Here is a 16,577-nt window from a genome sequence, read left to right as displayed (position 1 = left end):
CCCCCGCCACCGCCCCCGGCGTTTCCCGACTTTTGTACGACCATGAGGTGTGACGCCACAGTATTACACTATGAAACTAGTCTAAGAGAATATGTGCGACTTCAGTGGTCGTACAAAAGTAGTGCGAGAAGGGCGCGCTGGCGAGAAGGAGCTCAGCCCGCGACTCCTCTGACTGTAGCCACAATCTGTTATACTGTGGCTATAGTTAAAGGAGGGCGAGATGTCAACGACGCTCGACGCGGTGGGCGTCCGCGAGGCGAAGAACCGATTCAGCGAGCTGACCGCGCAGGTCAATGAGCTGGGGTCGACGCTTGTGGTGCTCAAGAACAACAAGCCTTGGGTCACCATCCACCCGGCTGATCCCGAGGCGGCCAGCCGTCGCGCGCGGCTCGAGCGCTTTCATTCGCTTACGGCCTCCATCGAGCAGAATGTCTTGCATGAGCCGGCCTGGGCGGCGGACAAGAGCGACCGCGAGCTGCTCGACGAGGAGAGGATGAGGCGCTTTGGCTAGGGTCGTGCTCGACACCAACATCATCCTCGACTACCTCAGCGCGACGCGCGAGAGGCACCGCGATGCCGTTGACCTGCTTGAGGCGCTGCTCTCCTCGGAGGACAAGACGCCCGTGATACTTGCCGCCGGCATCAAGGACGCCTACTACATCCTGTGCCGCCACTATCATGACGAGGCGCTCGTGCGGACGCGGCTGGACGACTTCCGCGCGCTGATGGAGGTGGCGGAGCTGACGGGTCCCGTCCTAGATGGGGCCTTCGCATCGGACGAGCCGGACCTCGAGGACGGCATCGTCCGTGCGACTGCGGAGCTTCTGGGCGCGGAAGCAATCGTCACGCGCGACGCGTCCGCCTACCGCGGGTCGCACGTCCCCAGCATGGATTCCCGCGCGTACTGTGCCTTGCTCGGGTAGCGTCCCGCGGGCGCCTCGAAAGCGCCCGCCGGCCCGCTACTCCTTCGGCCCGTTCTTGGCCTCGTCGAGGTAGCTGTAGAGCGTGTACTTGGAGATGCCGAAGTACTTGCAGACCTTGGGCCCGGACTTCGTGATGAGAAACGCCCCCGTGTCGTTGAGGTAGCGGATCGCGCTGACCTTCTCCTCCTTGGTCATGAGCGCAACGGGGGTCCCCACGAGCTCCACGCTCTGCTCGATGAGGTCGTCGAGAAGGTCGGCGACGCTGCGGACGATGGGCTCGGGCTCGCGCGGCGCGCTGGGACCTGTGCCCACGACCTCGGCGATGGTGTCGCCCATGGCGCGCAGCAGCGTGATGTCGTAGTTGAGCGCGAAGATACCCACGGCGCGCCCGTGCTCGTCTCGGATGAAGACGGTCGAGGACTTGAGGATCTTGCCGTCCGCCGTCTTGGTGAGGTAGGCGAGACGGTCCTCGAGCTTGGCGTCGCCGGCGTGCAGCGCCTCGAGCACCACGTGGCTCGGGCCGTCGCCGAGCTTGCGGCCGGTGACGTGGCCGTTCTCGATAGCCACGATGGAGTGGCTGGGGTCTTTGGTCTCGAGGTCGTGCACGACGACCTCGCAGCCGCTGCCAAACTGCAGGGCGAGGGCGTGGGCGAGCCTCTTGTAGAAGTCGAGCTGCTCCTCGGTCATGGGGCCTCCTCGAAAGCGTTGTGCTTGAAACATGGTAACGGATTTGCTGCGCGTTCTTACTTTTTGTTAGGCACACAAACGGTGCGGGTCCCGCCGTACGATCGCGCAAAACCGCCCCTGACGTCGCGTTATATCCCGTCGTAAATAACGGAAAAATCTTGGCCCGCTCGCCATAACCCGACCGCTCACGCCCCGCAACCTACCGTCTAACAGATTTTCATCAAAGCAGACAAATTGTTAGCCACCCCACGCAATACTATCGAAACAGAGTCAGCATCGTGGAGAGGACGATTATGGCGAAAACGCAGACCGCAGAGGTCAAGGAGGCGCATGACTACCTGTTCCAGCGTGAGGGGATGCCGCCCATCGGCGACATGATCCCCTGTGCGCTTCAGCACGTGCTGGCGTCGTTCGCCGGCATCATCACCCCGGCGATCCTCATCGCCGCGACGTTTGACTTCACGACGCAGCAGCGCACCGACATCATCCAGGTCGCGCTGATCCTTTCGGCCATCGACACGGCCCTGCAGGCGTTCGCGCCCTTCCGCCGCATCGGCGGAAACCTGCCCATCGTCATGGGAGTCTCGTTCGCGTTCCTGCCGGCGCTGCAGGCCATGGGGGCCACGTTCTCCTTTGGGTCGCTGCTCGGCGGCGAGATCGTGGGCGGCGTCGCGGCCATCCTGTTTGGCGTCTTCTACGGCAAGCTCAAGCAGTTCTTCCCGCCGGTGGTCACGGGCACGGTGATCTTCACCATCGGCGTCTCGCTCTACCCGACGGCCATCAAGTACATGGCGGGCGGCGAGGGCACCGCGCTCTGGGGCACCCCGCAGGCCTGGGCCGTCGCCCTCGTCACGTTTGCCGTGGTCTTTGGCCTCAACAACTTCGCCAAGGGCACGCTCAAGCTCGGCAGCGTCTTCTTCGGCATGATCGCCGGCATCATCGTGTCCGCGCCCTTCGGCATGCTCGACTTCTCCGCCGTGGGCTCCGCCGGCGTCTTCGCCTTCCCCAAGATCATGCCCTACGCGATCGAGTTCCACCCCGAGGTCTGCATCACGCTCGCCGTGGTCTACCCGATGGTCGCCATCCAGGTCATCGGCGACGTCTCGGCCGCGTGCCTGGGCTCCATGGACCGCATGCCCACCGAGCGCGAGCTCTCGGGCGCCATCGTCTCCCAGGGCTGCACGTCGCTCGTCTCCGCCTTCATCGGCGGCCTGCCCACCTCCGCGCTCGGCCAGAACGTGGGCATCATCTGCTCCAACAAGGTCGTCAACAGGTGGGTCTTCGTGATCGTGGCGGTGGTCTTTGCCGCCGCCGGCCTGCTCCCGCAGCTCTCTGCTCTGCTCACGGCCATCCCGCAGCCCGTCATCGGCGGCGCCACCGTGGGCGTGTTCGGCACCATCACCATGAACGGCGTCCGCATGTTCACCAAGGACGGCCTCACGCCGCGCACCACGACCATCGTGGGCACCTCTGTCGTGTTTGGCCTGGGCATCTGGATGGCGACCGGGTGCCTCGCCGGCCCCGGCATGCCCTCCTGGGTGACCACCGTCATCGGCTCCAACGCCATCACCCCGGCCGCCCTCATGGCGATCCTGCTCAACCTCATCCTGCCCGTCGACCCGCCGCACGAGATCCGCACCGCGGCGACCAAGGAGCAGGCCGTCGCCAAGGTCATGCCCGCCAGCAAGGAGTGACGAGGGCGCGGGGGCGCCCCGCCCCCGCCCGAGCCCCGGCGCCCGACCACACGCAACGTGCCGAGAAGAGCGTTCTTCTCGCCAGATAGAAGGAGGAGCCATGCTGCTCGTCACCAACGGTCGCGTCATCACGCGCGATGCCGGCAACGCCTACCTCGAGGATGGCGCCGTCGCCATCGATGGCGAGAAGATCGCCGAGGTCGGCCCCGCTTCCGAGCTCGCCGAGAAGTACCCGGGCGCCGAGGTCGTGGACGCCCACGGCGGCGTCATCATGCCGGGCCTGGTGAACTGCCACACCCACATCTACTCCGGCCTGGCCCGCGGCCTGTCCATCAAGGGCTGCAACCCCACCAACTTCCTCGAGAACCTCGAGCAGCAGTGGTGGAAGATCGACGACAACCTCACGCTCGACGGCACCCGCGCGAGTGCCTACGCCACCGTGCTGGACAGCCTGCGCGACGGCGTGACCACGATCTTCGACCACCACGCGAGCTTCTGCGAGATCCCGGGCTCCCTGTTTGCCATCAAGGACGTCTGCGAGGAGACGGGCATCCGCGCGTGCCTGTGCTACGAGACCTCCGACCGTCGCGGCGACGAGAAGCGCGACCAGGCCATCGCCGAGAACGCCGAGTTCGCGCAGTGGGCCGCCAAGCAGGACTCCGGCATGATCGCCGCGATGTTCGGCGGGCACGCCACCTTCACGCTCTCCGACGAGACGATGGACAAGATGGCCGAGGCCAATGGCGGCCTCACGGGCTTCCACATCCACGTCTGCGAGGGCATGAACGACGTCTGGGACTCCCGTCTCAACCGCGGCGGCATCTCGCCGATCGAGCGCCTGCTGCAGCACGACCTTCTCGGCCCGCGCACGATGCTCGGCCACTGCATCCACGTCACGCCCGCCGAGATGGACATCATCAAGGAGACCGGCACCCACATCGTCAACAACCCCGAGTCCAACATGGGCAACGCCGTGGGCTGCGCGCCGGTGCTCGAGTTCTTCCGCCGCGGCATCCCCGTGCACATGGGCACCGACGCCTACACGCACGACATGCTCGAGAGTCTCAAGGTCTTCCTCATCATCCAGCGCCACAACGCGGCCATGCCCAACGTGGGCTGGGTCGAGGCCATGACGATGCTCTTCCAGAACAACCCCGCGATGGCGAGCGCCTACTTCGGGCGCGAGGTCGGCGTCCTCAAGCCGGGCGCCGCGGCCGACGTCATCGTGATGGACTACCCGGTCTTCACGCCCTTCTCGGACGAGAACATCGACGGCCACATGCTCTTTGGCATGATGGGCAAGAACTGCCGCACCACGATCGTCAACGGCAAGGTGCTCTACAAGGACCGCGAGTTCGTGGCCTTTGACGAGGAGCGCATCAACGCCTGGACCCTCGAGCAGAGCAAGAAGCTCTGGGGCACGCTCAACGAGCGCACGTACTAGGAACCGTTGGCCGGGCGCGAGGGGCGCTCGGCCCCACTCGGCCTCCGCGGGGCCGATCGTCACCTTTCGCCGGCGCGCGGTCTCGCCGGCGGACCACATGAGGCAAGGGGACCGTCCCCTCGCCTCATCGGAGAGGAGCAACAATGAGCGACGTCATGAGGCCGATTCCGTTTGCGCAGGTCATGGACTGGATTCTGACCGAGCACGACACCCAGGCAAGCATCTTCGGCGTGCGCAAGGCCTACGTCCACGAGGGCGGCGCCGAGCCGATCTTTGCCGAGAAGATCGAGACCCCCTTTGGCCCGGCGGCCGGCCCCAACACCCAGCTCGCGCAGAACATCGTGGCCTCCTACGTGGCGGGCTCGCGCTTCTTCGAGCTCAAGACCGTTCAGATCATGGACGGCGAGGAGCTCTCCGCCTGCGTGAACAAGCCCTGCATCGTGGCCGAGGACGAGTGCTACAACTGCGAGTGGTCCACCGAGCTCACGGTGCCCGACGCCTTCGCCGAGTACGTCAAGGCCTGGTGGGCGTGCAAGCTCATCGCCCGCGAGTACGGCCTCGGCGACCCGGACGGCTTCGTTTTCAACATGTCCGTGGGCTACAGCCTCGAGGGCATCCAGAGCCCCAAGGTCGACGCCTACATCGAGGGCATGAAGGACGCCTCCGGGAGCGACGTCTGGGCCGAGTGCCGCGACTGGGCGCTCGCCAACCTCGACCGCTTCGACAACGTCGACGCGGACTTCGTGAACTCCGTCTCCCCGCAGGTCTCCAACTCCGTCACCGAGTCCACGCTCCACGGCTGCCCGCCCGACGAGATCGAGCGCATCGCCACCTACCTCATCACCGAGAAGGGCGTGAACACCTACATCAAGTGCAACCCGACGCTCTTGGGCTATGACTTCGCCCGCGAGCGCCTCAACGAGCTCGGCTTTGACTACATCGTCTTCGACGACACGCACTTCCGCGAGGACCTGCAGTGGGCCGACGCCGTGCCCATGTTCGAGCGCCTCATCAAGCTCTGCGCCGAGAAGGGCCTCGCCTTTGGCGTCAAGCTCACCAACACCTTCCCGGTGGACGTGACCCGCGGCGAGCTGCCCTCCGAGGAGATGTACATGTCGGGCCGCTCGCTCTTCCCGCTCACGATCGAGCTCGCGCGCCGCATCGCCCAGCAGTTCGACGGCCGCCTGCGCATCTCCTACTCGGGAGGTGCCGACGCACGCAACATCCGCGCGCTCTACGCGGCCGGCATCTGGCCGATCACCATGGCGACCAACGTCCTCAAGCCCGGCGGCTACGAGCGCTTCTTCCAGATCGCCGGTCTTCTCGCCGGCGAGAAGCGCGCCGAGGTCGTTGACGTGGACGCCGTGACCGAGCTCGCCGCCCGCGTTGCCTCCGGCAAGGACTACCAGAAGCCCATCAAGCCGGCCAAGCCGCACAAGATCGACGCTGAGCTGCCACTCATGAGCTGCTTCACGGCGCCCTGCCGCACCGGCTGCCCCATCAGCCAGGACATCCCGGCCTACCTCTCCCGCGTCGACGAGGGCAAGTTCGCGGAGGCCCTGCGCATCATCGTCGAGAAGAACGCGCTGCCGCACATCACCGGCAACCTCTGCCCGCACCCCTGCGGCGCCAAGTGCGAGCGCGCCTTCTACGAGCCCGAGGGCGCGCGCATCCGTGACCACAAGCTCGACGCCGCCCGCGGCGGCTTCGACGAGGTCCTGCGCGAGCTCAAGGCCACCCCGGTGGCGCCAGTCCCGGGCGCCGCGGGCAAGAGCGTCGCCGTCATCGGCGGCGGCCCGGCCGGCCTCGCCACGGCGTTCTTCCTCACGCGCGCGGGCGCCGAGGTCACGATCTTCGAGCGCACGAGCGCCCTCGGCGGCGTCGCGCGCCACATCATCCCCGAGTTCCGCATCTCCCACGACGACATCGACCGCGACGTCGAGCTCTGCCTCGCCTTTGGCGCCAAGGTCGTGCTCGATCGCGAGGTCACGAGCGTGCAGGCGCTGCTTGACGAGGGCTTCACCGACGTCGTGGTGGCCACCGGCGCGTGGGCGCCCGGCAAGGTGGGCCTCAAGGCCGGCGAGGAGATAGACGTCCTCGAGTTCCTCGAGACCGCCAAGGCCGGCGAGCCCATGGCGCTGGGCACCGACGTCGTGATCGTGGGCGCCGGCAACACCGCCATGGACGCCGCGCGCGTGGCCAAGCGCGCCGTCGGCGTGCAGAACGTGCGCATCGTCTACCGCCGCACCAAGAAGGAGATGCCGGCGGACGAGGAGGAGCTGCAGCTGGCCCTCGAGGAGGGCGTGGAGCTCTGCGAGCTTCTCGCCCCGCTCGGCGTGACCGATGACGTGCTGGCCTGCGAGGTCATGCGCCTCGGCGAGCCCGACGAGTCCGGCCGCCGTCGCCCCGAGGGCACCGGCGAGACCGTGAAGGTGCCCGCCACCGCCGTGATCTGCGCGGTGGGCGAGCAGATCGAGCGCGGCCTCTACGAGGGCGCGGGCGTGGAGCTCGACCGTCGCGGCCGTCCGGCCGGCACCGCCACCGGCGTGGACCACGTCTGGGCCGCCGGCGACTGCCGCCGCGGGCCGGCCACCTTCGTCGAGGCCATCGCCGACGCGCAGGCCGTGGCGCGCGCCATGGTCGGCGCTACCTTCGAGGCCTTTGAGGAGAAGAACGTCCGCGCCGACAAGCTCGACGCCATCATGGCGCGCAAGGGCGACGTCTGCGTCGACGTGGCCGCCGACCGCACGAGCCGCTGCCTGGGCTGCGCCACCGTCTGCGAGGTCTGCTGCGACGTCTGCCCCAACCGCGCCAACGTGGCGATCAAGGTCCCGGGCCTCGCCCAGCAGCAGGTCGTCCACGTGGACGGCATGTGCAACGAGTGCGGCAACTGCGCCGTCTTCTGCCCGTGGAGCGGCCGTCCCTACAAGGACAAGCTCACGCTCTTCTGGAGCGCCGAGGACATGGACGCGAGCGAGAACCGCGGCTTCCTGCCGCTGTCGGACGGACGCGTCCGCGTGCGCCTCGCCGGCGGCGAGGGCACCTATGACGTGCGCGACGCCGCGTGCGGCCTGCCCGAGGACGTGCGCCTCACCATCTGCGCGGTCTGCGACGACTACGCCTACCTGCTGGCCAAGTAACTTCGTGCGACCCGCGGGCCGAGGTTCTTCTCGCCCGCGGGCCTCGCACGCGACGAGGGGTCAAAAGGGGCCCGTCCCGTTTTGACCGACGAGGGGAGAGACATGGACGACGAGACCAGGCGCATCTGGGTCGCCGACGAGGGCTGCATAGGGTGCCGCCTCTGCGAGCGCGCGTGTCCCGCGGGCGCCATGCACGTCGAGGACAAGCGGGCCCGCATCGACTACAGCCTCTGCATCGCCTGCGGCATGTGCGCGACCAAGTGCCGCAAGGGCGTCATCCACGACACACTGGGCATCTACGCCCCGGCCCAGTAGGGGAGGAGACCATGGCTGCTGGAACCGCCGTCAAGGCACCCGCCGAGTACCGCTTCACCGTCAACGGCGAGGAGCAGGTCGTCACCTGCGACAAGCCGCTTTTGCGCTACCTGCGCGATGACCTCAAGCTCACCTCCGTCAAGGACGGCTGCTCCGAGGGCGCGTGCGGCACCTGCACCGTGCTCGTGGACGACCGCGCCACCAAGGCGTGCGTCCTCACCACGCGCCTGGCCAACGGGCGCGACATCGTGACCGTGGAGGGCCTGCCCCACGAGGAGCAGGAGGCCTTCGTCTACGCCTTCGGCGCCGTGGGCGCCGTCCAGTGCGGATTCTGCATCCCCGGCATGGTCATGGCGGGCGCGGCCCTCGTCCACAAGGTGCCCGACCCCACCGAGGACCAGGTCAAGGCGGCCATCCGCGGCAACGTCTGCCGCTGCACCGGCTACAAGAAGATCATCGAGGGGATCTTGCTCGCCGCCGCGATCCTGCGGGGCGACGCCCAGATCGACCCGGAGCTCGAGCGCGGCGATGACTACGGCGTGGGCAAGCGCGCCTTCCGCGTTGACGTGCGCCGCAAGGTCCTCGGGTACGGCAAGTACCCCGACGACATCGACGAGCGCGACTTCCCCGACCTCACCTACGCGAGCGCCGTCCGCTCCAAGTACCCGCGCGCCCGCGTGGTCAAGATCGACGCCGAGAAGGCCCGCGCCATGCCGGGCGTCCTGGCCGTGCTCACGGCCGCCGACGTGCCCGTGAACGCGGTCGGACACCTGCTCTACGACTGGGACGTCATGACCGCCGAGGGCGACATCACCCACTGCGTGGGCGACGCCATCGCGCTCGTGGTGGCCGAGGACGCCGCCACGCTCGAGAAGGCCAAGAAGGCCGTCAAGGTTGAGTACGAGGTGCTCGAGCCGGTGCGCTCGATCGAGGAGGCCCGTGCGGAGGGCTCGCCCGTCCTCCACAAGCCCTATCTCGCCTTCGGCAACTGGGTCACGCCCGAGAACAACATCTGCCAGCAGCGCCACGTGGTCCGCGGAGACGCGGCCGCCGCGCTCGCGGGCGCCGCGCACAAGGTGACGCGCACCTTCAAGACCCCGTTCACCGAGCACGCGTTCCTCGAGCCCGAGTGCGCCGTCGCCTTCCCGTACAAGGGCGGCGTCAAGGTGTGCTCGTCGGACCAGGGCGCCTACGACTCCCGCAAGGAGATCGCCCACATGCTGGGCTGGGACGCCACGCCCGAGAAGGTGGTCGTGGAGACCATGCTCGTGGGCGGCGGCTTTGGCGGCAAGGAGGACGTCTCCGTGCAGCACCTGGCCGCGCTCGCCGCGCTCGCCGTGAACCGGCCGGTCAAGGTGCGCCTCACGCGCCAGGAGTCCATCAACTTCCACCCCAAGCGCCACTACATGGAGGGCACCTTCACCCTCGGCTGCGACGAGGACGGCACCTTCGTGGGCCTGGACTGCGAGATCAACTTCGACACCGGAGCCTACGCGTCGCTGTGCGGCCCGGTCCTCGAGCGCGCCTGCACGCACTCCGTGGGCCCGTACTGCTACCAGAACACGGACATTCGCGGCTTTGGCTGGTACACCAACAACCCGCCGGCCGGCGCGTTCCGCGGCTTCGGCGTCTGCCAGAGCGAGTTCGCGCTGGAGAGCCTCATCGACCTTCTCGCCGACGAGGTGGGCATCTCCCCGTGGGAGATCCGGTACCGCAACGCCATCGAGCCCGGCAAGGTCCTGCCCAACGGCCAGATCGCCGACCGCTCCACGGCCCTCAAGGAGACCCTGCTCGCGGTCAAGGACGTCTACGAGGCGCATCCCGGCCACGCCGGCATCGCGTGCGCGATGAAGAACTCCGGCGTGGGCGTGGGCCTGCCCGACGCGGGCCGCTGCAAGATCCGCGTGGAGGACGGCCGCGCGGTGGTCTACTCCGCCACCTCCGACATCGGCCAGGGCTGCAACACGGTCTTCCTGCAGGACGTGGCCGAGGCCACGGGGCTGCCCCTGTCGCACATCGCCAACGGCGAGTGCTCCACCGAGAACGCGCCCGACTCCGGCACCACCTCCGGCTCGCGCCAGACGCTCATCACCGGCGAGGCCGTGCGCGGCGCCGCGTTCCTGCTGCGCGACGCCATGCTCGCGGTGGAGGAGGGTACGGAGACCGGCTCCGAGCCGGTGGTCGCGCACGGCGACGGCTTCGTGGTGGAGTACGCCGACGGCACGCCCTACGTGGGGCCGGGCGCGGGCTACCACGCGAGCGACCCGGTGGCGGCGCTGGCCGCGCTCGAGGGCCGCGAGTTCTCCTACGAGTACCTCGAGAAGACCGACAAGCTCGGCGCGGACGTCCCCAACCCCAAGAGCCACGTGGCCTACGGCTACGCCACGCACGTGGTGATCCTGGACGACGACGGGCGCGTGACCGAGGTCCACGCCGCGCACGACTCCGGCAAGGTCGTGAACCCCATCGCCATCCAGGGCCAGATCGAGGGCGGCGTGCTCATGGGCATGGGCTACGCGCTGACCGAGCGCTTTGACCTCGAGGACTGCGTGCCGCAGGTGAAGTTCGGCACGCTGGGCCTCTTCAGGGCGACGGACATCCCGGACATCCACGCGATCTACGTCGAGAAGGACGAGCTCTTGGACGTGGCGTACGGCGGCAAGGGCATCGGAGAGATCGCCACGATCCCGACGGCGCCCGCGGTGCAGAATGCCTACCGCGCGCTCACCGGCGAGCTGCAGTGCGAGCTCCCGCTGCGACACTCGTACTACGCGCGCGACTAGGGGCGCGACTGACATACCCCGCGACCAGGAAGCTCCGCCTCGTCGCACATCCCTTGCTAAGGGCCCGTCGGTTTGCCATGCCCGGCGGGCCCTCGCTTTTCTCGCCCGCGTATAGGTTCTTTCATGCTGTGGTAGGATGAAATCAGTAAACCCGTCTGGCCTCTCAACGATGCACACTGGCGGGTCTTCTTTTATCTCGATGCGGGGGTGCGATGGAGTATTCAAAGCCTTGGCTCACCTTTGAGAGGCAGGCTGACCTGCTGATTAATGAGCGAGGGCTCATCGCTGACCGTGACTGTCTTATCGCTCATCTTGCTGATATTGGGTATTACCGACTGAGCGGATACTGGTACAACTTCAAGCGCAAGCCTGTTTCCGATGAGGATGGTGAGAAGGACGAGCGGTTTGTCGAGGGAACGACCTTCGAGCAGGTGTGGAAGCTCTACGTCTTCGATCGTCAGTTTAGGCTCGTTGTGCTCGATGCCATTGAGCGCATTGAGGTTTTTTTCGCACGCAACTCGCGTATGAACTTGCCGGGGCAACAGGGCCGTTTGGCTTTCTGGATTCCAAGAACCTTCCCCGTCTAACGAAGGAGGATTACGAGGAGTTTCTTGAGCGATGTGAGAGCGAGTTCGAACGATCTCGCGAGCCTTTTGCTGTTCACTTCAGAGAGCAGTACGGCGATGTTCACAGCCTCCCTCCGTATTGGATTCTCGTGAATATAATGGACTTTGGCACGATGCTTCGTCTCTATAACGGGGCCTCACCGGCAATCAGAAACAAGCTGTCCGGTGATTTGGGCGTCTCGTCTCGGGTTCTAAAGTCCTGGCTTGTTGCCATCAACACCGTGCGAAACATCTGTGCACATCATGGCCGCCTCTGGAACAGGGGCATTGGTACCAGGCCGATTATTCCTGCAGCGGAGAAGGACCCTGAGTGGCACGAGCCGTTCAAGGTACGGTCGGACAACATGTTTGGCATTCTGACCATATTGAGCTACCTGCTCGATAGGATTGCTCCGGAGACTTCCTGGCGTGAGAGGCTCTTCAGTCTATTGAAGAATCTGAATGACGATGAGCTGAGACGAATGGGGTTCGTTGAGGGATGGCATGAATGCCCGATTTGGAAGCGTCATTTGGCAAACCTTGACCAGGAGTTTGTGCAAATCTCGGGTGTTCTGCAGTGACCAACTGGGAAGACGTCTCAGAACCTCCGTCTTTTGCTCGACCGCTTGCTTGTTATTACCGCCAAATCTTTACCGCCAGTGGCGGTAAAACGCCTATCGGCGCGGAGGCCAAGATTATTCTGCTGAGAATTATTCTGCGGAGAATAATCTTGCAGCCGAGAAGAACGCGGCGCTTCAAGCGCTGCCCATCAATCAACGCTCCCGTCACGCTACGGAAACACAGGTAGGGCAAAGTTGCCCTTTATGTAGCTGAAACTGCCCGTGCCCCGTCGAGAGGCCCTCCATGTTTGACTTCTTCATGTCCGCCATCACCGCCCTGAACGACAACGTGCTGTGGGGCGCCCCCATGGTCGTGCTGATGCTCGGGACCGGCGTGTTTTTGCTCTTCGTCACCCGCGGCGTCGTGTTCACGCGCTTCAACGTGGTCATGCGCTACACCACCAAGACGCTCTTCCGGCGCGCCGACCCGTCCGAGGCGGGGGAGGGCACCATCTCGCCCTTCCAGGCGGTGTGCACCGCGCTCGCGGCGACGCTCGGCACCGGCAACATCGTGGGCGTGGCGCTCGCGGTGGCAACGGGCGGCCCGGGCGCGATCTTCTGGCTGTGGCTCTCCGCGCTTGCGGGCATGGTCATCAAGTTCTGCGAGGTCACGCTGTCGGTGGCATACCGCACGCGCAACGAGCGCGGCGAGATCGTGGGCGGCCCCATGTACTACATCTCGCGCGGCCTGGGGCTTGGCTGGCTCGCGATGCTGTTCGCCGCTTTCGGCTTCCTCGCGTCGTTCGGCATCGGGGCGAGCGTGCAGGCCAACTCGCTTGCCGGCAGCGTGAACGCCACCTTCGGGGTGCCGCTGCCCGTCATCGGCGCCGTGGTGGCGCTGCTCGCGGGTCTGGTGCTCATCGGCGGCATCACCCGCATCGCGCAGATCACCGAGAAGCTCGTGCCCTTCGCGGCCATCTTCTACCTGCTCGGCGCCGCGGCGGTGCTCGTGGTCAACGCCGGCGAGATCCCCGCCGCGATCGCCCAGATCTTCCGCGACGCCTTCACCGGCACGGCCGCCACGGGCGGCTTTTTGGGCGCCACGGTCATGTACGCGTGCCGCGTGGGCATGTCGCGCGGCGTGTTCACGCACGAGGCGGGCATGGGCTCGGCGCCCATCGCGCATGCCTCTGCCGACACCGACCACCCCGCCCGTCAGGGCCTGTGGGGCACCTTCGAGGTGTTCTTCGACACCATCGTCATGTGCACGATCACGGGTCTCGTGATCATCACCTCGGGGCTGTGGCACGCCGACCCCATGATGTCCGAGGGCGCCATGAGCTCGGCGGCCTTTGGGCAGAGCATCCCCGGCGGTCAGTACATCGTGACTGTGGGCCTCATGCTCTTTGCGTTTGCCACGCTCATCGCGTGGTACTACTACGGCGAGAAGTGCGTGGAGTACCTTTTCCGCAAGAGCCGCGCCCAGCGCGCCGCCGTGCGCGTCTACCAGGTTGCCTATGTCGCCATGGTGTTCGCGGGCTGCGTGACCAACCTCGACGTGGTCTGGGAGTTCGCCGACTGCTTCAACGGCCTCATGGCGATCCCCAACCTCATCGCGCTGATCGCGCTCTCGCCCGTGATCAGCCGGCTTGCCGCGGACTTCTTCCGCGACCCCGACCTCCGGCGCCCGCGGGACGCGGACTACAGCGGGATGCTGTCGTTCAGGGACAAGTAGCGGGCCCCTGGCGTTCGTTCTGCGACAATGGGGCCACAATCCCCCTCGCGCGGGAGGTTCCCCATGACGTATGCCACCGCTCCGATTTTGCGCCGCAGGCTCGCCCCGCTCGTTCTTCTCGCCATGGTGACCGTTCTTGCCCTTGTGGGTTGCGGCAACCTGGGGGAGTTCGACGAAGAGGGCGTTGCCAGGCAGGCGGAGCGGTATTACGCCGAGAAGTACGGTGACAACGCCCACGTGGTCGACGTCTGGGAGGACCGGTCGTACGCCCTGTTTGGCTACCAGTCGTCCGGTCGGGCGTTCTGCACCATGAGCGACGGTCAGACGGTGCTCGTGGACTTTGAGGACGGCGTCGTTGGCGACAACCGGCAGCAGGACGAGGTCACGGCAGCCTACGAGCAGCGCTTCCGCGAGGAGCTCGAGGGTTGCTGCGAGCGCCTGGGGGACGCGGGCTGCGACGTTGCATCCGTGACTGTGAACGGCGTCCCGCTTGAGGAGGACGGCTTCTTTGAGGGGTGCATCTCGACGTACTACTGGCCGGAGGATCCAGCTGGCGAGAAGAACGGCGAGGTCGAGACGACCGTGGAGCAGAGCGCCTCGTTCTTCTACGCGCGCTACACGGGCGACGACAGCTTTTTCGAGCAGGAGGCCTCGCGCGTCAGCCTGGGTGTGCCGTACGTTAAGATCGAGCTCTCCGGTGCGGACGCGGACTATGCGGACGGCTTCCCGACAGACGTTCCCGAGACGCCCGCGTGGGTGGCGCCCATCGAGGGGGCGTGCCGCGCGCTGCTTCCTCTGACGGACGGGGACACGGAGACGCGGGTGGTCGTCTACCAGGGCGGGTGTCGCGATGGGGTGCCCGAAGACACCGACGCCGCCGTTCTCAGCGACGCGGAGAACGGCAAGCTCGGCGAGCTCAGTCCCTTTGACGATAGTGATACGGGTGCCGATGACATTGGCAGCTGGCTCATCGTGGAGTGGTTCCCCGTGGGCAAGGGCGTTTACGTCACCTCCGATGAGTGCGGCGTGCGTCTGCGCACGGGTGATGTGGAGCTGGAGACCGTGGAGAGTCCCGTCTCGCTGGAGGAACTCCAGGAGAGTGGGAGCCTCGAGCGCTTTGACGAGCGCGAGTTCGCACCGGGGGCCTTTGAGGCCTATAGCCTAGCGGTGGCCCCAGACCTCTTTGCGCGTCTGCCGGAAAGCGTGCGGGACAAAGGTTGGTTTAACATCAGGCTGGCGTATGACAACCAGGACCCGCAGACGGGCCTTGCGGAGCTGGGCGTCACGCCGGGCGGCCTTGCGCCCACGCTCTATCGGGTCGAGAAGAACCCCGCCGCCGAGGACGTCGACAGCGCTCCTCCCTACGAGGTGATTGCGATGCGCACGGAGACGCTGGCGAACGGCTTTCAGTACAGCGAGCCTGAGCTGTTTGCTGACGCGCCCACGCTTCTCGTGCGAATGTAGGTGGCGTATCGAGTCAATTGCCGCGAAAGCAGGAGCCTCTTTGGTCTCCATCACACCGTCAAGGAGGCAATGGCCGCGCTCGATGAGGAGTGGCCTATAGGACTTTGAGTGTCGGTAGTGATTAATGGCTCGGCTAAGCGCACTGCTCGAAGACGCAGTCGTTGTGGTAGTGGATGAAGTCGAGGCTCGGCCAGGTTGACTTGTCTTTGCCCGGTAGGGCGATTTTCCTCCCGTCGAAGGCGTAGAGCCACTGGTCGTTGGTGGGCGTGTGCGGCGCGCGCGAGGAGACTACGACGCGGTAGCGGTCATCGAGCGTGATGAGGCCGCGGTCGAAGCCGCGGTCGTGCAGCGCGTTTAGCAAAAGGCCGTTCGACGACATGAGGCGCTCGCTCGGCGTTGCCGCCGACCACGGCTTGATGTGGCTCGCCGTGAGCAGGGCAGGAATGTCGATGCCCGTGATACAGCAGGTGCCGTCATAGTTGGAAAGTAGCACGCTGCGGAAGTAGTTCTGGTTGACGCGCGTGCGAACCTGCTCGACGCGTTCCAGCCCAAGCTGCTGCGGTCGATTGGGGCGAGAAGGACTCGGCGCCTCGATTCTTCCGTCGTAGGAGATCTGGATTCCGGTCTGCTCGAGCTCCCACATCGCCTCGGACATTGCCTCGTCAGGTTCGGCGAGGTACTCGGCCATGACTTGGGCGTCCATCGCCGCAGCATGGGCAAAGCCGTTACCTGAGCGATTGGGATCGCACGCCTTGAGGTTACCGATCTTGAGGCAGACGGCGGACTCCGAGCGCCCGATTCTCTCGGCGAGGAGCCGAACTTCCGCATCGTTGTCGTCCCAGTTCTTGCGGGGCAGGGGAGGGCACAGATAGAAGGCGAGCGCCATGAGGGTCTCCCGGCGCGTCCAGTTCCTGCGTGGCATGGCGCCTCCTTCCGTCTGCGTCCAGGCTACCAGGTGTCTTCGTTTTTGTTGCTGTTTCGAAGGCTCGGGCAAGCGCCAATGCGTCGAGGGTCTGCTCTGATACTCTCGCTCGGGCACGAGCGCGGTGCGCTCAACGCCGACCGGACGATAATGCGGGCGGGCAGCTGGCGCAGCCTCACCATCGCCACGGGCGAGACCCCATCGTGGGCTCCTCGACGCAGCAGGGCGCGGCGAACCGCACCCTCGAGCTCTGCGCCGAGCCCTTCGAGGACGTGCGCGCCGCCCAGGCCATGCACCACCTCGTC

At 66.2% G+C, this 16,577-nt stretch carries 12 protein-coding genes; 10 read left to right on the top strand and 2 right to left on the bottom strand.

Features of this window, described 5'->3' with window-relative positions; all coding sequences use genetic code 11:
- Nucleotides 1–220 precede the first annotated feature (220 nt).
- The gene (locus B5F85_RS06375; protein ID WP_087315521.1) at nt 221–511 is read left to right on the top strand and encodes a hypothetical protein; all 291 of its coding nucleotides are present in this window, start codon (nt 221–223) and stop codon (nt 509–511) included.
- Nucleotides 504–923 (top strand): PIN domain-containing protein, encoded by a 420-nt coding sequence (locus B5F85_RS06370; RefSeq protein WP_087315519.1) that lies wholly within the window; start codon nt 504–506, stop codon nt 921–923. Before B5F85_RS06375 ends, B5F85_RS06370 begins: the two co-directional genes overlap by 8 nt.
- Before the next feature lie 36 nt (nt 924–959).
- Here the strand turns inward: B5F85_RS06370 and B5F85_RS06365 are convergent, their stop codons facing one another.
- A complete protein-coding gene (locus B5F85_RS06365; RefSeq protein WP_087315517.1) occupies nt 960–1,610 on the bottom strand; it encodes a helix-turn-helix transcriptional regulator in 651 nt (216 codons plus the stop codon).
- A 293-nt stretch (nt 1,611–1,903) separates the two neighbouring features.
- Here B5F85_RS06365 and B5F85_RS06360 point away from each other — a divergent pair, with 293 nt between their 5' ends.
- The 8 genes from B5F85_RS06360 (at nt 1,904) to B5F85_RS06320 (ending at nt 15,350) form a co-directional block, all read left to right on the top strand.
- Nucleotides 1,904–3,304: a solute carrier family 23 protein gene (locus B5F85_RS06360; protein WP_087315515.1), complete on the top strand. Its 1,401-nt coding sequence runs from the start codon at nt 1,904–1,906 to the stop codon at nt 3,302–3,304.
- Between the two features lie 100 nt (nt 3,305–3,404).
- Nucleotides 3,405–4,748: a putative aminohydrolase SsnA gene (gene ssnA / locus B5F85_RS06355; protein WP_087315513.1), complete on the top strand. Its 1,344-nt coding sequence runs from the start codon at nt 3,405–3,407 to the stop codon at nt 4,746–4,748.
- Between the two features lie 143 nt (nt 4,749–4,891).
- Nucleotides 4,892–7,888, top strand: coding sequence for a putative selenate reductase subunit YgfK (ygfK, locus tag B5F85_RS06350; protein ID WP_087315511.1), 2,997 nt, complete (start codon nt 4,892–4,894; stop codon nt 7,886–7,888).
- 102 nt (nt 7,889–7,990) lie between these two features.
- Nucleotides 7,991–8,203: a 4Fe-4S binding protein gene (locus tag B5F85_RS06345; RefSeq protein WP_087315682.1), complete on the top strand. Its 213-nt coding sequence runs from the start codon at nt 7,991–7,993 to the stop codon at nt 8,201–8,203.
- Nucleotides 8,204–8,214: 11 nt separating this feature from the next.
- A complete protein-coding gene (gene xdh / locus B5F85_RS06340) occupies nt 8,215–10,986 on the top strand; it encodes a selenium-dependent xanthine dehydrogenase (RefSeq protein ID WP_087315509.1) in 2,772 nt (923 codons plus the stop codon).
- Nucleotides 10,987–11,198: 212 nt separating this feature from the next.
- Nucleotides 11,199–11,573 (top strand): Abi family protein, encoded by a 375-nt coding sequence (locus tag B5F85_RS06335; protein WP_087315507.1) that lies wholly within the window; start codon nt 11,199–11,201, stop codon nt 11,571–11,573.
- Nucleotides 11,574–12,455: 882 nt separating this feature from the next.
- Nucleotides 12,456–13,886, top strand: a complete 1,431-nt coding sequence (locus B5F85_RS06325) for a sodium:alanine symporter family protein (RefSeq protein WP_087315503.1) — start codon at nt 12,456–12,458, stop codon at nt 13,884–13,886.
- A 63-nt stretch (nt 13,887–13,949) separates the two neighbouring features.
- Nucleotides 13,950–15,350, top strand: coding sequence for a hypothetical protein (locus tag B5F85_RS06320; RefSeq protein WP_239386739.1), 1,401 nt, complete (start codon nt 13,950–13,952; stop codon nt 15,348–15,350).
- A 133-nt stretch (nt 15,351–15,483) separates the two neighbouring features.
- Here the strand turns inward: B5F85_RS06320 and B5F85_RS10780 are convergent, their stop codons facing one another.
- Nucleotides 15,484–16,272: an HNH endonuclease gene (locus B5F85_RS10780; protein WP_204204665.1), complete on the bottom strand. Its 789-nt coding sequence runs from the start codon at nt 16,270–16,272 to the stop codon at nt 15,484–15,486.
- Nucleotides 16,273–16,577 lie beyond the last annotated feature (305 nt).

The organism is Olsenella sp. An293, from assembly GCF_002159495.1.
Lineage (GTDB): Bacteria > Actinomycetota > Coriobacteriia > Coriobacteriales > Atopobiaceae > Thermophilibacter.
This window is presented reverse-complemented; position numbering and strand designations above follow the sequence as displayed.